We start from the raw sequence: 20,316 nt of genomic DNA, 5'->3' as shown, positions 1-20,316 counted from the left end.
TTTAGCATCAAGGACCTGGAGAGCCTTTCTTGAGCCAGGAATACACTGAAGAAAAAGAAGTAACCATCAACAGATTGAGTAGCGGGCGCCGACTTCTGGAAGCGTTCCTGATCCTCTGTTCTCTTTTTGCCATCTGGTTGATGGCCGCATTGCTCAGCTTTAATCCTTCCGATCCCAGTTGGTCACAAACCGCCTGGCATGAGCCGATCCACAATCTCGGTGGAATGCCTGGGGCATGGCTCGCGGATACGCTGTTCTTCATATTTGGCGTAATGGCCTACACCTTACCGGTGATGATCATTGGTGCCTGCTGGTTTGCGTACCGACATAAAGAAACAGATGAGTACGTGGATTACTTCGCGGTTTCATTACGCCTGATTGGCGTTCTGGCGATGATCCTGACCATGTGTGGGCTGGCCGCTATCAACGCGGATGACATTTGGTATTTCGCCTCCGGCGGCGTGATAGGCAGCTTACTCAGCACCGCTCTACAACCTATGCTGCACAGCAGCGGCGGAACCCTAACATTATTGTGCATCTGGGCTGCAGGCCTGACGCTCTTTACCGGCTGGTCATGGGTCAGCATTGCTGAGAAAATTGGCAACTGGATCCTCAATATTCTCACCTTCGCCAGCAACCGTACTCGTCGCGACGATACCTGGGTTGACGACGAAGAGTACGAAGACGAAGAAGACGAACAGGAAGCTGTACCGCGTAAAGAAGGGCGTCGAGCCCGAATTCTGCGTGGTGCTTTAGCGCGTCGCCAGCGCATTGCCGATAAATTCAGTAACCCGATGGGACGTAAAACTGACGCCGCGCTGTTCTCTGGCAAGCGTATGGATGAGTCTGAAGAAGACATTCAGTACAGTGCACGTGGCCAGGCCGCCGACGCTGACGACGTCTTGTTCTCCGGCAATAGCGCAACGCGTCATGCGGATGCTGATGATGTTTTATTCTCGGGCAACAGCGCGACGCGACCACAAGCGTGGGATGAAAATGACCCGCTGATGAATGGTCAGTCTATCGCTGAACCTGTTGCCGCGGCAGCCGCTGCAACAGGAGCCGTTCAGGCTTGGGCAGAACATGCCGCACCGGCCATGGTTGCACCGTCCGTATCGGGCGCTGATATGGCACCGACAAATGTCGAATGGCAGGCTGCGCCAACACCGCACTCACCTGAGCCAGTCATTGCTCCGTCTCCGGACAATTGGCCGCCGCAGGCACCGGTTGCGAAACCTGAGTACGTAGAGCCAGAAGCCTTCCGTCATCTGCCTTCTGTCGATGATCTGTGGCAGGAGCCGGAGCCGCAATATGCGCAGCCGGAACAGCCATGGCAGCCAGAGCCGGAGTATCACGCTCAGCCTCAATATACCGCCCCTGTGGAGCAAGCTCCGCAGATGCCGGACGTAGCACCGGAAGCGGAAGAAGAAATCAAACCGCAGCGCCCGCCGCTCTACTATTTCGAAGAAGTAGAAGAGAAGCGCGCGCGCGAACGTGAGCAACTGGCAGCCTGGTATCAGCCAACGCCAGAACCTGCAACCGTGATGCCGACCATGCCGTCGGTCCCGACGCCGCCGGCCTCTCTTGTTGACCCGATGGCTGCTGTTGCACCTGTCGCTGCAAGCGTTCACCAGGCAACCGGTGTGGCTGCCGCCGCCACGGCTGCTGCGTCTGCCGCTCCGATGTTCAGCCCGGGAGAAGCGCCACGTCCGCAAATTAAAGAAGGTATTGGTCCACAACTTCCACGACCAAACCGTGTTCGTGTGCCTACGCGTCGCGAGCTGGCAAGGGCTTCTTTCGGTATTAAATTGCCTTCTCAGCGCATGGCTGAAGAACGTGAAGAAGAACGCCGTCAGCACTATTCCGATGAATTGATGGGTGACGAAGAAGGTAATGAGCTGCATCAGGACGAGCTGGCGCGTCAGTTTGCTGCCACTCAACAGCAGCGCTACGGCGAAGAATACGAAGATAACAGCTACGACGGTGCCTCAGAGAGCGAAGATGACGTAGAAGAAGCCGAACTGGCCCGTCAGTTTGCTTCTCAGCAACAACAGCGTTATTCGAGTGAACAACCGCAGGGTGCGAATCCATTCTCCCCGTCGGACTATGAATTCTCACCAATGAAAACGCTGGTTGACGATACGCCGAAAGCACCGTTATTTACGCCAAGTGTAATGCCGGAAGCGCCACAACAGGCCTACCAGCAGCCGCAGCAAATGCCACCACAGCAACCGGTGCATCAGCCGCAAACGCAGGCGTATCAACAACCGGCTCAGGTTGCGCCACAGCAGACATATCAACAACCTCAGCAGCAGCCTGCGGCTCAGCCACAGGAAAGCCTGATTCACCCGCTGCTGATGCGTAACGGTGACGATCGTCCGTTGCAGAGACCGACCTCGCCGCTGCCCTCGCTGGATCTGCTGACCCAGCCGCCAAGCGAAATTGAACCGGTTGATACCTTTGCACTGGAGCAAACCGCGCGTCTGGTTGAAACGCGTCTGGCCGATTTCCGCATTAAAGCGGATGTCGTGAACTACTCGCCGGGCCCGGTCATTACCCGTTTCGAATTGAATCTGGCTCCGGGTGTTAAAGCGGCGCGTATTTCAAACCTTTCCCGTGACCTCGCACGTTCTTTGTCGACCGTTGCTGTGCGCGTGGTTGAGGTTATCCCAGGCAAACCGTACGTGGGTCTGGAATTACCGAATAAAAAACGTCAAACCGTCTATCTGCGTGAAGTGCTGGACTGCGCTAAGTTCCGCGATAATCCATCGCCGCTGACCGTGGTATTGGGGAAAGACATTGCCGGTGAGCCAGTGATTGCCGATCTCGGTAAAATGCCGCACCTGCTGGTCGCGGGTACAACCGGCTCGGGTAAGTCCGTGGGCGTGAACGCCATGATCCTCAGCATGTTGTACAAGGCGACGCCGGATGAAGTTCGCTTTATTATGATCGACCCGAAAATGCTGGAGCTGTCAGTCTACGAAGGTATCCCGCACCTGCTGACAGAAGTTGTGACGGACATGAAAGATGCGGCCAACGCCTTGCGCTGGAGCGTCAATGAAATGGAACGTCGCTACAAACTGATGTCAGCGCTCGGCGTGCGTAACCTCGCGGGTTACAACGAGAAAATCATGCAGGCGGCGCAAATGGGCCGTCCGATTCCGGATCCTTACTGGAAACCGGGTGACAGCATGGATGCCGTCCATCCAACGCTGGAAAAACTGCCGTACATCGTGGTGCTGGTGGATGAATTTGCTGACCTGATGATGACCGTCGGTAAAAAGGTGGAAGAACTGATCGCCCGCCTGGCGCAGAAAGCCCGTGCCGCAGGGATTCACCTGGTGTTGGCAACGCAGCGTCCGTCGGTTGACGTTATTACCGGTCTGATTAAAGCCAACATCCCGACTCGTATCGCGTTTACCGTATCGAGCAAAATCGACTCCCGTACCATCCTTGACCAGGCAGGCGCGGAATCGCTGCTGGGAATGGGCGACATGCTCTACTCTGGCCCGAACTCAAGCGCTGCGCCGACCCGTGTTCATGGTGCGTTCGTGCGCGATGAAGAAGTGCATGCGGTGGTTCAGGACTGGAAAGCGCGTGGCCGTCCGCAATATGTTGATGGCATTACCTCCGATAGCGAAAGTGAAGGGGGTGGCGCAGGTCTGGCCGACGGTGAAGAACTGGATCAGTTGTTCGATCAGGCTGTGAACTTTGTGACCGAAAAACGCAAAGCGTCGATTTCGGGCGTTCAACGTCAGTTCCGCATCGGCTATAACCGTGCCGCGCGAATCATCGAACAGATGGAAGTGCAGGGGATTGTCAGCGAAGCGGGCCATAACGGTAACCGTGAAGTGCTTGCCCCACCGCCATTCGATTAAACGCAACATTTGAAAAGTTGCGTAAATAGCCAATAAATCAGTATTTTCTCCTGTCCTGCTGTAGGCGCTGAGCCTACAGTGGGGACAAAGAGACTCCCGCGTCGGGAGTGACGCATTTAAGGAATGAAGATGAAAAAATTTGCCATCACCTGTGCCTTACTGACCAGTTTTGTTGCCAGCAGCGTCTGGGCCGATGCCGCGAGCGATCTGAAAAGCCGTCTGGATAAAGTGAGCAGTTTCAACGCCAGCTTCACACAGAAAGTGACCGATGGCAGCGGAAACGCGGTGCAGGATGGGCAGGGCGATTTATCCGTGAAGCGTCCTAACTTGTTTAACTGGCACATGACGCAGCCGGATGAAAGCATTCTGGTGTCTGATGGCAAAACGCTGTGGTTCTACAACCCGTTTGTGGAACAGGCGACCGCCACCTGGCTGAAAGACGCGACCAGCAACACGCCGTTTATGCTGATTGCCCGTAACCAGTCCAGCGACTGGCAGCATTACAATATCAAGCAAAACGGTGATGACTTTGTCCTGACGCCAAAAGGCAGCAACGGTAACCTGAAAGAGTTCACCATCAACGTTAGCCGCGACGGGACTATTCATCAGTTCAGCGCCATTGAGCAGGACGATCAGCGCAGCAGTTATCAGCTGAAATCCCAGCAAAACGGTGCGGTGGATGCATCCAAATTTACCTTTACTCCGCCAAAAGGGGTAACGGTGGACGATCAGCGTAAATAAGAGGCATGCGTGAGCAATCTGTCGCTCGATTTTTCCGATAATGCGTTTCAACCTCTGGCCGCCCGTATGCGGCCAGAAAATTTAGCGCAGTACATCGGCCAGCAGCATTTGCTGGCTACCGGCAAACCACTGCCACGGGCCATTGAAGCAGGACATTTGCATTCAATGATCCTGTGGGGGCCGCCGGGGACCGGGAAAACGACGCTGGCTGAAGTCATTGCTCGCTATGCGAACGCCGATGTGGAGCGCATTTCCGCTGTCACATCGGGTGTGAAAGAAATTCGTGAAGCCATTGAACGCGCTCGGCAGAATCGCAACGCCGGGCGTCGTACCATCCTGTTCGTCGATGAAGTTCATCGCTTCAATAAAAGTCAGCAGGATGCCTTCCTGCCGCACATTGAAGACGGCACTATTTTCTTTATCGGCGCAACGACTGAAAACCCCTCTTTTGAACTCAACTCGGCGCTGCTTTCTCGTGCCCGTGTCTATTTGCTGAAATCGCTGACGGTTGAAGATATCGAACAGGTCTTAACTCAGGCGATGACTGACAGCGCCAGGGGTTACGGCGGCCAGGATATTGTTTTACCCGACGAGACGCGCAAAGCGATAGCCGAACTGGTCAACGGAGATGCCCGTCGTGCGCTGAATACGCTGGAAATGATGGCGGATATGGCTGAGCTCGATGCTTCCGGCAAGCGTGTATTAAAGCCTGAGTTGTTGACCGAAATTGCCGGCGAGCGCAGTGCGCGTTTTGATAACAAAGGCGATCGTTTCTACGATTTGATCTCAGCGCTTCACAAGTCAGTCCGTGGCAGTTCGCCGGATGCGGCGCTTTACTGGTACGCACGTATCATTACCGCTGGCGGTGACCCGCTGTACGTCGCTCGCCGCTGTCTGGCGATAGCCTCGGAAGATGTCGGTAATGCCGATCCCCGCGCGATGCAGGTGGCGCTTTCTGCATGGGATTGTTTTACGCGTGTGGGTCCGGCGGAAGGCGAAAGAGCGATTGCGCAGGCGATTGTCTATCTGGCCTGTGCCCCGAAAAGCAACGCTGTCTATACCGCATTCAAGGCGGCGATGGCGGATGCGCGTGAACGTCCGGATTACGACGTGCCGGTCCATTTACGTAATGCACCAACCAAACTGATGAAAGAAATGGGCTACGGTCAGGAATACCGTTACGCACATGACGAACCTAATGCCTATGCAGCGGGCGAAGTCTATTTCCCGCAAGAAATGTCGCAAACACGGTATTACCAGCCTTCTTCTCGCGGTATGGAAAGCAAGATTGGTGAAAAGCTCGCCTGGCTTACCGGACAGGATCAAAATAGCCCCATAAAACGCTACCGCTAAACAGGGCGTTGCGGTAAGGTTATCGCTAAATATCTAATGACCGCAGGCTGCGGTCATTTTCCCATTTTCATTCGATAAGCACAGGATAAGCATGCTCGATCCCAATCTGCTGCGTACCGAGCCAGACGCAGTCGCAGAAAAACTGGCACGCCGAGGCTTCAAGCTGGATGTAGATAAATTACGCGCTCTTGAAGAACGTCGTAAAGTTCTGCAGGTCAACACTGAAAATCTGCAGGCAGAGCGCAACTCGCGATCGAAATCCATTGGACAGGCGAAAGCGCGCGGGGAAGACATCGAGCCATTACGCCTGGAAGTCAACAAGCTGGGTGAAGAGCTGGATGCCGCGAAAGCAGAGCTTGATGCTTTGCTGGTTGAGATCCGCGACATCGCGTTGACTCTGCCTAACATCCCGGACGATTGTGTGCCGATGGGTAAAGACGACAGCGAAAACGTTGAAATCAGCCGCTGGGGCGAACCGCGTAAATTCGAATTCGAAGTACGCGATCACGTCACTTTAGGCGAAATGGCGAAAGGCCTGGATTTTGCGTCGGCGGTTAAATTGACCGGTTCTCGTTTTGTGGTGATGCAAGGGCAAATCGCACGTTTACATCGTGCCCTGAGCCAGTTCATGCTTGACCTGCACACCGAACAGCATGGCTACGTTGAAAACTACGTCCCGTATCTGGTTAACCATGAAACCCTGTTTGGCACAGGTCAGTTACCGAAATTTGGCGGCGATTTGTTCCATACGCGCCCGCTGGATGAAGAAGCAGACAGCAGTAACTACGCGCTGATCCCAACCGCAGAAGTGCCACTGACTAACCTGGTGCGTGACGAGATCATCGACGAAGATGAGTTGCCGATCAAAATGACCGCGCACACGCCTTGTTTCCGCTCAGAAGCAGGTTCGTATGGTCGTGATACTCGTGGTCTGATCCGCCAGCATCAGTTTGATAAAGTCGAAATGGTGCAAATCGTTCGTCCAGAAGATTCAATGAATGCACTGGAAGAACTGACGGGCCATGCTGAGAAAGTCCTGCAGTTGCTGGGTCTTCCTTACCGCAAAGTGCTGTTGTGCAGTGGCGATATCGGTTTCGGTTCGGCTAAAACCTACGATCTCGAAGTCTGGTTGCCCGCGCAAGACACGTACCGTGAAATCTCTTCTTGTTCAAACATGTGGGATTTCCAGGCGCGTCGTTTACAGGCTCGCTGCCGCAATAAGTCAGATAAGAAAACCCGTCTCGTTCACACCCTGAATGGTTCTGGTCTGGCTGTAGGGCGTACGCTGGTTGCGGTGCTGGAGAACTATCAGCAGGCTGACGGTCGTATCGAAGTGCCTGAAGTCCTGCGTCCTTACATGAAAGGCCTTGAGTTTATCGGCTAACTCAACCCCCTATCTTTCTGAAAAAGCGCCTAAGGGCGCTTTTTTTATACCTGGATTGATACTGAACAATAACCCTTCAGTCGAAAGCGTAGATACTCCCTTCGAATTATAAGCAGCATAAAACTCTAAAAAAGACTGATTTCGTTGTATACATAACTATATAACGGTAGGGTCATTTCAACGAGCAATGAAGTGAGTATCCATGAAAATTAAAGCCCCCGATGCCTTGTTGGCTGCGGAAGTCAGCCGTCGTGGTTTGATGAAAACCTCGGCGATTGGCGGTCTGGCCATCGCCAGTAACGCATTCACATTACCGTTTACCCGTATTGCCAACGCGGCAGAGGCCATTGCGCCCGTAGGCGTTGCTGGCAACGTCGTATGGAGTGCCTGTACGGTCAACTGCGGTAGCCGCTGCCCATTGCGTATGCATGTGGTTGACGGCGAAATCAAATATGTTGAAACCGATAATACCGGCGACGACAACTACGATGGCCTGCATCAAGTGCGCGCATGTCTGCGCGGACGTTCAATGCGCCGCCGTGTTTATAATCCGGACCGTCTGAAATACCCAATGAAACGCGTGGGTAAACGTGGCGAAGGGAAATTCGAGCGCATTAGCTGGGAAGAGGCGTATGACACTATCGCCAACAACATGCAGCGCTTGATCAAAGATTACGGCAACGAATCTATCTACCTGAATTACGGTACTGGTACGCTGGGTGGCACAATGACCCGTTCATGGCCACCGGGAAAAACCCTTATCGCACGTCTGATGAACTGCTGCGGTGGTTATCTGAACCACTACGGCGATTACTCTTCCGCACAGATTGCCGAAGGTCTGAACTACACCTACGGCGGTTGGGCCGACGGCAACAGCCCGTCTGATATCGAAAACAGCCAACTGGTGGTTCTGTTCGGGAACAACCCGGGCGAAACTCGCATGAGCGGTGGCGGGGTAACCTATTACCTCGAACAGGCGCGGCAGAAATCTAACGCACGTCTGATCATTGTCGATCCGCGCTACACCGATACCGGTGCAGGTCGCGAAGATGAGTGGATCCCAATTCGTCCAGGTACGGATGGCGCATTGGTTGCTGGCCTGGCGTGGGTGATGATCAGCGAAAATCTGGTTGATCAGCCATTCCTCGACAAATACTGCGTCGGTTACGACGAGAAAACGCTGCCAGCGAGTGCACCTGCTAACGGCCACTATAAGGCTTATATCCTCGGCCAGGGCAAAGACGGCACGGCAAAAACGCCGCAGTGGGCAGCATCTATCACCGGTATTCCAGCTGAACGTATTGTCCAGCTTGCGCGTGAAATCGCGATGGCGAAACCGGCGTTTATCAGCCAGGGCTGGGGTCCGCAGCGTCATGCGAATGGCGAAATTGCGACCCGCGCTATTTCCATGCTGTCGATTCTGACCGGCAACGTGGGCATCAACGGCGGCAACTCTGGCGCACGTGAAGGCTCGTACGATCTGCCATTTGAACGTATGCCGACGTTTGATAACCCGGTTGAAACCAGCATTTCGATGTTCATGTGGACCGATGCGATCGAGCGCGGCCCGGAAATGACCGCGAAACGCGATGGCGTACGCGGCAAAGATAAACTCGATGTGCCGATCAAAATGATCTGGAACTATGCCGGGAACTGCATCATCAACCAGCACTCCGACATCAACCGCACCCACGACATCCTCCAGGATGACAAGAAGTGTGAGCTGATTGTGGTGGTCGATTGCCATATGACCTCTTCAGCGAAGTATGCCGATATCCTGCTGCCAGACTGTACTGCGTCTGAACAGATGGACTTCGCGCTGGATGCTTCCTGCGGCAACATGTCCTATGTCATCTTCGCCGATCAGGTGATTAAGCCTCGTTTCGAATGCAAAACCATCTATGAGATGACCACCCAACTGGCAAAACGCATGGGTGTAGAGCAGAAGTTCACCGAAGGTCGCAGTCAGGAAGAGTGGATGCGTCATCTGTATGAACAATCACGTAAGGCGATCCCAGGACTGCCGTCATTTGATGAGTTCCGCAAAGCAGGCATCTTCAAACAGCGCGATCCGGAAGGTCATCATGTGGCCTACAAGGAATTCCGCGAAAACCCGGCCGCAAATCCACTGACGACACCGTCAGGCAAAATCGAAATCTATTCGGCGCAATTGGCTGAAATCGCGGCTTCCTGGCAGCTGACGGAAGGTGATGTTATCGATCCACTGCCGATTTATGCCGCTGGTTTCGAAAACTATGACGATCCGCTGACCAAAGATTATCCGCTTCAGTTGACCGGTTTCCACTACAAAGCGCGTTGCCACTCCACTTACGGCAACGTTGATGTCCTGAAAGCGGCTTGCCGTCAGGAAATGTGGATGAACCCGATGGATGCGAAAAAGCGTGGCATAGCCAATGGTGACCGAGTGAAGATTTTCAACGGTCGTGGCGAGATACACATCGAAGCCAAAGTGACGCCGCGTATGATGCCGGGTGTTGTGGCATTGGGTGAGGGTGCATGGTATGCGCCGGATGAGAAGGGTGTCGATCAGGCGGGTTGTATTAACGTTCTGACCACTCAACGTCCGTCGCCGTTGGCGAAGGGCAACCCGTCGCACACCAACCTCGTTCAGGTCGTTAAAGCGTAAGGAGTAACCGATGACCACTCAGTATGGATTTTTTATTGATTCCAGTCGTTGCACCGGTTGCAAAACCTGCGAACTGGCTTGTAAAGATTACAAAGATTTAACCCCGGACGTTAGCTTCCGTCGCATCTATGAATATGCCGGTGGCGACTGGCAGGAAGACAACGGGACCTGGAATCAGAACGTGTTTGCCTACTACCTGTCTATCGCCTGTAACCATTGCGAAGATCCGGCTTGTACCAAAGTGTGTCCGAGCGGTGCGATGCACAAGCGTGAAGACGGTTTTGTGGTAGTCAACGAAGATGTCTGTATCGGCTGCCGTTATTGCCATATGGCTTGCCCATACGGTGCGCCGCAGTATAACGAAGCGAAAGGTCATATGACCAAATGCGACGGCTGCCATGAACGCGTTGCCGACGGCAAAAAGCCGGTTTGCGTTGAGTCGTGCCCGCTGCGCGCGCTGGACTTCGGTCCGATTGAAGAATTGCGTAAAACACATGGTCAACTGGCGTCTGTTGCGCCGCTGCCGTCTGCGCACTTCACTAAACCGAGCATTGTTATCAAACCTAACGCCAACAGCCGTCCGACAGGTGACACCACCGGCTATCTGGCAAACCCGAAGGAGGTTTAAGATGGGAAGTGGATGGCATGAATGGCCGTTGATGATCTTCACGGTCCTCGGGCAGTGTGTGGCTGGTGGCTTTATCGTTCTGGCGCTGGCGTTGATGAAAGGGGCGCTCTCCCGCGAGCAGCAGCGCCTTGTTGTACTGAGCATGTTTGTTCTGTGGGTGCTGATGGGGCTGGGCTTTATCGCGTCTATCCTGCACCTCGGCTCGCCGCTGCGTGCGTTTAACTCCCTGAACCGCATCGGGGCTTCTTCGTTAAGTAACGAAATTGCCAGCGGTTCGGTGTTCTTCGCCGTCGGCGGTATCGGCTGGCTGCTGGCCGTCATCAACAAACTGCCACAGGCGCTGCGTACGTTATGGCTGGTGTTGACGATGGTGCTGGGCGTAGTCTTTGTCTGGATGATGGTGCGCGTCTATAACACCATCGACACCGTACCGACCTGGTATAGCGTCTGGACGCCGATGAGCTTCTTCCTGACGATGTTTATCGGCGGACCATTGCTCGGTTATCTGCTCCTGCGTGTGGCTGGCGTAGAGGGCTGGGCAATGCGTTTACTGCCTGTCGTTTCACTGCTGGCGCTGTTGGTTAGCGCGATTGTGGTGGTGATGCAGGGCAGTGAACTGGCGACGATCCATAGTTCCATCCAGCAGGCTTCCTCGCTGGTGCCAGAGTATGGTTCGCTGATGGCCTGGCGTCTGGTTGCCCTCGCGCTGGCGCTGGTGTGCTGGGTTGCTCCACAGCTGAAGGGGCGTCAGCCTGCGATCCCATTGCTGAGCCTGGCTTTCGTGCTGGTCTTTGTCGGTGAGCTGATTGGTCGCGGTGTGTTCTACGGTCTGCATATGACGGTAGGCATGGCGATTGCCAGCTAAATAAGTATTGAATGCGCCGGACTGCAACGGTCCGGCGTAACAAATAATGCTACTCGTCCATGAAATTTTTCAACTGAAACTAAGTCGCATTTTTCCCGATTAGCTAATAAAAACAATGGAATAATTTAATTATAAATTCCATTGCTGTTCCGCTGGATAAAAAACTTCTATTGTTACTCTGAAAACCGCGCCAGCTCTGGCCTGTAGGCAATTGACTTTGCCAATGGTGGTGGCATGATGCGCTCGAATTCTGAACTTCCTCACGGTTTTTATCCATGTCCACGTATTCCCGCCCAGTGCTTCTTCTGCTCTGTGGCTTACTTTTGCTGACGCTGGCGATCGCTGTGTTAAACACGCTCGTCCCGCTTTGGCTCGCCCATGAACACTTACCGACCTGGCAGGTTGGCATGGTGAGCTCGTCCTATTTCACCGGTAATCTGGTAGGAACGCTGCTGTGTGGGCGGCTGATTAAGCGCCTCGGTTTCAACCGCAGCTATTATCTTGCGTCGTTAATCTTTGCGCTGGGCTGCGTAGGCTTAGGCGTCAATGTGGGCTTCTGGAGTTGGCTAAGCTGGCGATTCCTGGCGGGCGTAGGCTGCGCGATGATCTGGGTCGTCGTCGAAAGTGCGTTGATGTCCAGCGGCACCTCCCGGAATCGAGGCCGACTGCTGGCAGCGTATATGATGGTGTATTACATCGGTACGGTATTGGGCCAACTGATGGTCAGCAAATTCCCAACCGACCTGATGAGCGTGCTGCCTTGGGTGACGGGCATGGTATTAGCGGCGATCTTGCCGTTACTGTTCACGCGTATCGTAAACCACTCTCATGAAGAACATGCGCCAACGCAGGTCTGGCCGATGCTGAAACTGCGCCACGCGCGTCTGGGTGTTAATGGCTGTATTATCTCCGGCATCGTACTGGGTTCCCTGTATGGGTTGATGCCGCTGTTCCTGAATCACCAGGGCGTTAGCGATGCCGGAATTGGTTTCTGGATGGCGGTCATGGTCAGTGCCGGGATCCTCGGTCAATGGCCGATTGGTCGTCTGGCCGATCGCTATGGTCGCCTGCTGGTGTTACGTGTGCAGGTGTTCGTGGTGATTCTCGGTTGTCTGGCGATGCTGAGCGGCGCGGCAATGGCGCCAACGTTGTTTATTCTCGGCGCTGCGGGCTTTACGCTTTACCCGGTTGCCATGGCCTGGGCCTGTGAGAAAGTTGAACATCATCAGCTGGTGGCAATGAATCAGGCGCTGTTGCTGAGCTACACCATTGGCAGTCTGCTAGGGCCGACATTTACCTCGATGCTAATGCAGAACTATTCCGACAACGTGTTGTTCGTGATGATTGCCAGTGTGTCATTTATCTACTTGTTGATGCTGCTGCGCAAAGCCGGACATCATCCGACGCCTGTGGCGCATGCCTGATTGCCAAAGCCTGTCATTCGACAGGCTTTTTTCTTTGGTTGCACTCCGGTAAGGTGTTTGCTTCTTTGCGAAGGAAGGACACCCGATGGAGTTGTTGCGTTTTACGCTAGCCCAGATTGAAGCCTTCGCCTGTGTGTGCGAAACCGGCACGCTGACTCAGGCGGCTAAAAAGCTGAAAAAAGATCGCACGACCGTGAGTGAACTGCTGGATTATCTGGAAGTAGATCTCGGCTATGCACTGTTCGATCGCTCAACGCGACCGCTCACCCAGACGCCCCAGGGTCAACTCCTCTATCGGCAGGCCAGGCTGTTTTTGCATGAGGCGGAAGCCTTTTCTCGCATCGCCAAACAAATCCCCGACAGAATCGAAACTCACCTGACGTTGTGCTATGACCTGTTCACCCCGCGCGCGCTGTTGTTGCGATTAGCGGAACAATTGCAGGCGCAACATATTCAACTGGATATGATTGCCTGTGAACGCATTCAGGCCGAACAATGGCTCGATGAAGGCAGTGTCGATCTTGGTCTGTTTCAGGCTGTGAATCGCTCCGTGAACGACCATCTGCACTGGCGAGCGGTGGGGAGTGTTTCATTGGCGGTTTATGCGCGGGAGGACTATTTCCCCAACCAGCCTGTTTCGCTGCTTCATTTGGCGTCACAGCCACAGCTGATGCCTTTTCGCGACTTGCCGCCTTCGCTGGCAGGGCGGATACGCATCGCTGACAGGCTGATTCATGTCAATGAAATCACACTGTTGGAAGGTCTGTTGCAAAGTGGCTGCGGCTGGGCATTTCTACCGGAACATTTTTCTGTAGAAAGACTGGAAGGTGTCAAACGAATAGACACCGAGATGGGCGCAAAGGGATTAACCCATCCGCTGGTGGCACTCTGGAAGCCTGGCGTAATCAGTGGCCCTATGTTGGCGCAAATCCTTTCGGTTACGGAAGAGGGAATGTAAAAACAGCCTCCGAAGAGGCTGTCAGGCTTAATACATGACTTTGTGACCGTACTGTTCAAGGATGCCCTTGACGCGTTCCATCGTTTCTTTCTTCGGTGGATGTACGCCATCCAGCTTGTACTCTTCGCCCATCGCCACCCATTTGTGCTTGCCCAGCTCGTGGTAGGGCAGGAGCTCGATTTTCTCGACATTACCCATATCGCGGGTAAATTCGCCCAGACGATGCGCAGAGTCGTCATCATCAGACCAACCCGGAACGACAACGTAACGGATCCAGACGTTAATGTTTTTATTCGCCAGATAGCGACAAAACTCCAGCGTACGGTGGTTCGACACGCCCACCAGATTCTGGTGGATTTCGTCGTTCATTTGTTTGAGGTCAAGCATGACCAGGTCTGTCACTTCCAGCAATTCATCGATAACCGGATCGTAACGACGGACAAAGCCGTTGGTGTCAAGACAGGTGTGAATACCTTCTTTACGACAGGCGCGGAACCAGTCGCGAACGAATTCGGCTTGCAGAATGGCTTCACCGCCGGACGCTGTTACGCCGCCGCCGGACGCATTCATAAAGTGGCGATAGGTCACCACTTCTTTCATAAGTTCTTCAACCGTAATTTCATTGCCGCCGTGAGTATCCCAGGTATCGCGGTTATGGCAGTACAGGCAGCGCATCAGACAGCCCTGGAAGAAGGTGATAAAGCGGATACCCGGGCCATCAACGGTGCCACAGGATTCAAAGGAGTGAATGCGACCAATTACTGACATTGCGGTGTTTTCTCCATATATGACCCATCCGGGGCCAGTGTATGCACAGCTCAAACCGGCTGTGTTAAGTCTGTTTTGACAGATATCCATAGTATAGATGGCTGGCAAAGCAGGCTGGGGCAGGAGAGGAGTTATTAAAAAGGCCCCACTAGTGTGGAGCCTTTATTGTACGCTTTTTACGGCGTGTTTTCAGTCAAAACCGAATTACATGGTCTGAGTGAAGGTACGGGTGATAACGTCCTGCTGCTGTTCTTTAGTCAGGGAGTTAAAACGTACTGCATAACCTGAAACGCGGATGGTCAGCTGCGGATATTTTTCCGGGTTTTCCATCGCATCAAGCAGCATTTCACGGTTCATAACGTTCACGTTCAGGTGTTGACCACCTTCGATGGACGCTTCGTGATGGAAGTAACCATCCATCAGACCCGCCAGGTTGGTTTTACGCACTTCGTCGTCTTTACCCAGCGCGTTTGGCACGATAGAGAAGGTGTAGGAGATACCATCTTTAGCGTAAGCAAACGGCAGTTTAGCAACGGATGTCAGAGAGGCAACAGCACCTTTCTGGTCACGACCGTGCATTGGGTTAGCACCTGGACCGAATGGTGCGCCAGCGCGACGACCATCTGGGGTGTTACCCGTTTTCTTACCATAAACCACGTTAGAGGTGATGGTCAGAACAGACTGAGTCGGGATTGCATCACGGTAGGTAGTGAGTTTCTGAATTTTCTTCATGAAACGTTCTACCAGGTCAACCGCCATGTCATCTACACGAGAGTCGTTGTTACCAAACTGCGGGTATTCGCCTTCGATTTCGAAGTCGATAGCCAGGCCGTCTTCGTCACGAACCGGTTTAACTTTCGCGTATTTGATAGCAGACAGGGAGTCAGCGGCAACGGACAGACCTGCGATACCACATGCCATGGTGCGAACCACGTCACGGTCGTGCAGAGCCATCAGAGAAGCTTCGTAGCTGTACTTGTCGTGCATGTAGTGAATCACGTTCAGCGCGGTGACATACTGCTTAGCCAGCCAATCCATGAAGTGATCCATACGATCCATCACTTCGTCGAACTTCAGAACGTCGCCTTTGATAGGCTCAGATTTCGGACCGACCTGGATTTTCAGTTTTTCGTCCACGCCGCCATTGATTGCGTAAAGCATGGTTTTCGCGAGGTTTGCACGCGCGCCGAAGAACTGCATTTGCTTACCAACAACCATTGGGCTTACGCAGCAAGCAATCGCGTAGTCATCGTTGTTGAAGTCAGGACGCATCAGATCATCATTCTCGTACTGCAGAGAAGAGGTATCGATGGAGACTTTAGCCGCATATTTCTTGAAGTTCAGTGGCAGTTTTTCAGACCACAGAACGGTGATGTTCGGCTCCGGAGACGGCCCCATGGTGTACAGGGTGTTCAGGAAACGGAAGCTGCTTTTGGTTACCAGAGTACGGCCGTCAACGCCCATACCTGCGATAGATTCAGTTGCCCAAATCGGATCACCAGAGAACAGTTCATCATATTCTGGGGTACGCAGGAAGCGAACCATACGCAGTTTCATGACCAGGTGGTCAATCATTTCCTGAGCGTCGTTTTCACTGATTTTGCCTGCTTTCAGATCACGTTCGATGTAAGCATCCAGGAAGGTGGATACGCGACCGAAGGACATTGCTGCACCGTTCTGAGACTTAACAGCGGCCAGGTAGCCGAAGTAGGTCCACTGAATTGCTTCCTGTGCGTTGGTCGCAGGTCCAGAGATATCGCAGCCGTATTTTGCTGCCATTTCTTTGATCTGACCCAGAGCACGGTACTGCTCGGAAATTTCTTCACGCAGGCGAATAGTCGCTTCCAGATTTACGCCGTTTTCAAGGTCAGACTGCAGGGAAACAAACTGAGCGTATTTGTCTTTCATCAGGAAGTCGATGCCGTACAGCGCAACGCGACGGTAGTCACCGATGATACGGCCACGGCCGTAAGCGTCTGGCAGACCAGTCAGAACACCGGATTTACGGCAGTTCAGAATGTCTTTAGTGTAAACATCGAAAACACCCTGGTTGTGGGTTTTGCGATATTCGCTGAAGATTTTTTTCAGCATCGGGTCCAGTTCGCGATCGTACGCTTTGCAAGAACCTTCAACCATTTTAATGCCGCCGAACGGGATAATCGCACGTTTCAGAGGCTTTTCAGTTTGCAGACCAACGATTTTCTCAAGGGCTTTGTTGATGTAGCCAGCGTCATGAGAAGTGATGGTTGAGGCAACAGAGGTGTCGAAATCAACTGGCGCGTGAGTGCGGTTTTCCAGTTTAACGCCTTCCATTACGTTATCCCACAGGGCAGTGGTCGCATCAGTCGCGCCAGCCAGGAAGGATTCATCACCTTCATATGGGGTGTAGTTTTTCTGGATGAAGTCACGGACGTTGACTTCTTTCTGCCAGTCACCTTTGGCAAAACCTTCCCAGGCTGTGGCTAATTTTTCATTGAGATCGGACATGTAACACCTACCTTCTTATGTGGATTTTTTATTTACTGCCTGAAACAACCTTTAGTGCTGGTCGTTGCCACGCAGGTAAATGACCCAGTACGTCAACCCGACTAACAGACCACCACCGATAATGTTGCCGATTGTCACCGGGATCAGGTTATCTGTGATGAAGTTCATGACAGTCAAGTGAGAGAAATTTTCCGGGGCTGAACCGTTAGCGGTCCAGAATTCCGGGCTGGCAAAGTGGCGAATGACGATACCCATCGGAATCATAAACATGTTCGCGATGCTGTGTTCAAAGCCGCTGGCGACAAACATCGCTACGGGCAGAACCATAATCATTGCTTTATCCATCAGGCTGCGGCCGGAATAGCTCATCCACACCGCCAGACACACCATCAGGTTTGCCAGGATACCCAGGCACACGGCCTCGATAAAAGTATGATGCATTTTGTGGTCTGCGGTTTGTAAGACGTTAAGCCCCCAACCCCCGTTGGCGGTCATATATTCGCCAGATAACCACATTAACAGGACAAACAGCAGAGCACCAATCAGGTTACCAACATAGACGTTGCACCAGTTCTTCGCTAGCTGACCCCAGGTGATTTTACCGCTCGCTTTAGCGACAACGATAAGCACCGTAGAGGTGAAGAGGTCTGCACCGCAAATCACACATAGGATAAGTCCCAGTGAGAAGCAGATACCGCCAATAAGTTTGGCAATACCAAACGGCATTCCCGCAGTGCCAGTCGTGGACGTAATGTAGAAGACGAAGGCAATGGAGATGAAGACACCCGCAGTAATCGCCAGGAAAAAAGTGGTGAGCGGTTGTTTCGTTGCTTTATAGACACCCGCTTCTTCGGCCACTTTGGCCATCTCAGCTGGGAGTAAAAGATCAAAAGGGTTGTCAGCTTTCACACTAACTCTCTCTTTATTAAGTCGGCGACGAGATACTAACAAAGCATTATAGAAGAGAAATTGATATAGATCATATCTCGCCTGGCTTATAGGCCCGCAGAACGCATGGTTTTTCAACGATCGCGGCGTAACTTTCTGATTATCAAAATAAAAATAAATTTTAAAATTTGCAATTTGAGTTGAATTTTTTCAGTCACCTCCTTTTTAACAGTTAATTAAAATGGAGTAATATGCATTAAAATTAACATCATTGGTAAGCTACTAATAATAGTGTTTACGCATGATTAACTTAATCATTACAAATAAACGAAGGGGCAAAAAGAATAAAAAAAGGGCCCCTTCCGAGGCCCCGTAATATAGCGCAGGCGAATAATTTCGCCATAAGTTATTTGTGGTTTTACGGCTGAGCGGTCCAGAAACTGGCTTTTGCGCGCTGCAACTTCTCGTAGGCTTTCAACAGCGACTGATGCGCCGGGAAAGCCACGAGATCGCTATCAACGGGCTGAAGTCCATAGAAAGCTTCTTCGCCGCACAAGGCCGCGCTGGCCGCTTCCACTGCATCTGCACCGTACATGCGCACGAAGGCGTTCAGATACTGAAGCGGCTCACGTTCTTCTTCCTGCGACAACAGCAACAGCGTTTGCAGGCAACGGTAGTAGTTAGCACGTTCCGCCGTGAAGATGGAAGCATTGAACTCCATGGTCCATTCAGTCCAGATCAGTGCCTGCTCAAGGTCGCCACCGGCCAGCGCCAGCATTGCTTTCAATTCGCCGATGCGCAGAGTGTACCAGCCGTTATCTTTGCCGGTTGCCATGCCCAACAGTTCGCGCACGCGAGTGAAGTCGTCCAGGCCTTCATCATCCATCTGCTCGATCAACGCCAGATAATCTTCTTTTTCCCACTCGCTGTTTGGCAGGGAAAGAATCGTTTCACGCAGATGGCTGCCCATGTTGTTATTTGCCAGCCACAAGTCCTCGGCTGGATAAATATCAGACATGCCCGGGACGATGATTCGGCAAGCATAAACACTCAGGTGTTCATAATCGGCAATATAAACTTCTTTATTTTCTGCCTGGAAAATCGCCATCAGCGTGGCAAATTCTTCATCAGTGGTTCCGGAGAAGTTCCAGTCCACAAACGGATAATCTGCATCCTGTTTGAACATATCCCAGGAGATCAAACCGCTGGAATCGATGAAATGCGTTTCGAGGTTGGCATGCTCGCCCACTTCTTCGTCATCAAATGTTGGCGGGGTAAACACGTCGAGATCTTTCAGACCACGACCCTGCAGCAGTTCGGTGACAGTTCGCTCAAGCGCGACGCCGAAATCAGGGTGTGCGCCGAAGGACGCGAAACAGGTTCCGTTCGCCGGGTTAAACAGCACCACGCAGATAACCGGATATTTGCCGCCCAGTGAACCGTCATAAGCAAAGATCGGGAAACCTTCCGCTTCGAGTTTAGCGATAGATTCCACCACGCTCGGGTAGCGAGCCAGCACGTCCGTTGGGATTTCCGGCAGGCTGATGCTTTCGGCGATGATGCGGTTTTTGATATGACGTTCGAACACTTCGGACAGGCCCTGAACACGCGCTTCGTTGCGGGTGTTCCCGGCAGACATGCCGTTAGAAACATACAGGTTGCCAACGATGTTCATCGGGATGTAAATGGTTTTCTGGTCAGACTGACGAGTGAACGGCAAACCACACACGCCGCGATCGTCATTGCCTGATTGCAGATCGACCAGCAGGCTGGCGGTCAGTTGATCGTCCGGATCGTAAAACGCGCGCAGGTGTTCATCGAGGATGCCTTCTGGTACTTCATCATCTTCGGTCAGCGAGAACCATTTTTCATTCGGATAATGAACGAATGGGCCATTGGCGATGGTTTCACCCAGCCAGAAATCCGCAAAGAAATAGTTGGTGGACAGACGCTCAAAATATTCGCCTAGCGCTGACGCCAGCGCCGCCTTCTTCGTGGCTCCTTTACCGTTGGTGAAACACAGCGCGCACTCTTTGTCGCGAATGTGTACAGACCAGACGTTAGGCACCGGGTTCAGCCAGGACGCTTCTTCGATGTTGAATCCAAGGTCCGTTAATTTTTGCTGGAAGCGGGCGATGGAGTCTTCCAGAGCGGCGTCTTTGCCGGGAATAAATGTTTGAGTCATGGCGGTCACTTTTATCGTACGGAAAGCGCGCAATCATACGGGTTTTGCGTGTCAGGCGCTATCGTCCCGGCGCAGGCGGCGAAAATAAAAGCCTCAGCTACGCTTAGAAT

13 protein-coding genes are annotated in these 20,316 nt (G+C 52.9%); 9 read left to right on the top strand and 4 right to left on the bottom strand.

Annotated features, from left to right (window positions below; genetic code table 11):
• The first annotated feature begins 29 nt into the window (after positions 1 to 29).
• The 9 genes from VH187_RS08550 (at position 30) to VH187_RS08510 (ending at position 13,878) form a co-directional block, all read left to right on the top strand.
• Positions 30 to 3,878, top strand: a complete 3,849-nt coding sequence (locus VH187_RS08550; RefSeq protein ID WP_329701034.1) for a DNA translocase FtsK 4TM domain-containing protein — start codon at positions 30 to 32, stop codon at positions 3,876 to 3,878.
• Positions 3,879 to 4,007: 129 nt separating this feature from the next.
• The gene (gene lolA / locus VH187_RS08545) at positions 4,008 to 4,619 is read left to right on the top strand and encodes an outer membrane lipoprotein periplasmic chaperone LolA (protein WP_329701033.1); all 612 of its coding nucleotides are present in this window, start codon (positions 4,008 to 4,010) and stop codon (positions 4,617 to 4,619) included.
• Between the two features lie 9 nt (positions 4,620 to 4,628).
• Positions 4,629 to 5,972: a replication-associated recombination protein RarA gene (rarA, locus tag VH187_RS08540; RefSeq protein WP_329701032.1), complete on the top strand. Its 1,344-nt coding sequence runs from the start codon at positions 4,629 to 4,631 to the stop codon at positions 5,970 to 5,972.
• 91 nt (positions 5,973 to 6,063) lie between these two features.
• Complete coding sequence (gene serS, locus VH187_RS08535; RefSeq protein WP_329701031.1) at positions 6,064 to 7,356, top strand: serine--tRNA ligase; 1,293 nt, start codon at positions 6,064 to 6,066, stop codon at positions 7,354 to 7,356.
• A 202-nt stretch (positions 7,357 to 7,558) separates the two neighbouring features.
• The gene (dmsA, locus tag VH187_RS08530; protein ID WP_329701030.1) at positions 7,559 to 10,003 is read left to right on the top strand and encodes a dimethylsulfoxide reductase subunit A; all 2,445 of its coding nucleotides are present in this window, start codon (positions 7,559 to 7,561) and stop codon (positions 10,001 to 10,003) included.
• 10 nt (positions 10,004 to 10,013) lie between these two features.
• Positions 10,014 to 10,631, top strand: coding sequence for a DMSO/selenate family reductase complex B subunit (locus tag VH187_RS08525; protein WP_329701029.1), 618 nt, complete (start codon positions 10,014 to 10,016; stop codon positions 10,629 to 10,631).
• Between the two features lies 1 nt (position 10,632).
• The gene (locus VH187_RS08520) at positions 10,633 to 11,496 is read left to right on the top strand and encodes a dimethyl sulfoxide reductase anchor subunit family protein (RefSeq protein ID WP_329701028.1); all 864 of its coding nucleotides are present in this window, start codon (positions 10,633 to 10,635) and stop codon (positions 11,494 to 11,496) included.
• 275 nt (positions 11,497 to 11,771) lie between these two features.
• Positions 11,772 to 12,920, top strand: coding sequence for an MFS transporter (locus VH187_RS08515; RefSeq protein WP_329701027.1), 1,149 nt, complete (start codon positions 11,772 to 11,774; stop codon positions 12,918 to 12,920).
• Between the two features lie 85 nt (positions 12,921 to 13,005).
• The gene (locus tag VH187_RS08510; protein ID WP_329701026.1) at positions 13,006 to 13,878 is read left to right on the top strand and encodes a LysR family transcriptional regulator; all 873 of its coding nucleotides are present in this window, start codon (positions 13,006 to 13,008) and stop codon (positions 13,876 to 13,878) included.
• 27 nt (positions 13,879 to 13,905) lie between these two features.
• On the opposite strand, the gene pflA is transcribed toward VH187_RS08510, so the two are convergent.
• The 4 genes from pflA to ycaO form a co-directional block, all read right to left on the bottom strand.
• Entirely contained in the window at positions 13,906 to 14,646 is a 741-nt protein-coding gene (gene pflA / locus VH187_RS08505; RefSeq protein ID WP_329701025.1) for a pyruvate formate lyase 1-activating protein, read from the bottom strand.
• Between the two features lie 204 nt (positions 14,647 to 14,850).
• Complete coding sequence (pflB, locus tag VH187_RS08500) at positions 14,851 to 17,133, bottom strand: formate C-acetyltransferase (protein ID WP_329701024.1); 2,283 nt, start codon at positions 17,131 to 17,133, stop codon at positions 14,851 to 14,853.
• 51 nt (positions 17,134 to 17,184) lie between these two features.
• A complete protein-coding gene (gene focA / locus VH187_RS08495; protein WP_329701023.1) occupies positions 17,185 to 18,042 on the bottom strand; it encodes a formate transporter FocA in 858 nt (285 codons plus the stop codon).
• Positions 18,043 to 18,439: 397 nt separating this feature from the next.
• Positions 18,440 to 20,206, bottom strand: coding sequence for a 30S ribosomal protein S12 methylthiotransferase accessory factor YcaO (gene ycaO / locus VH187_RS08490; RefSeq protein ID WP_329701022.1), 1,767 nt, complete (start codon positions 20,204 to 20,206; stop codon positions 18,440 to 18,442).
• Positions 20,207 to 20,316 lie beyond the last annotated feature (110 nt).

Source organism: Scandinavium sp. (genome assembly GCF_036271055.1).
Classification (GTDB): Bacteria; Pseudomonadota; Gammaproteobacteria; order Enterobacterales; family Enterobacteriaceae; genus Scandinavium.
Note: the sequence above shows the minus strand (reverse complement) of the source record. Positions and strands in the feature narration are given on the sequence as shown.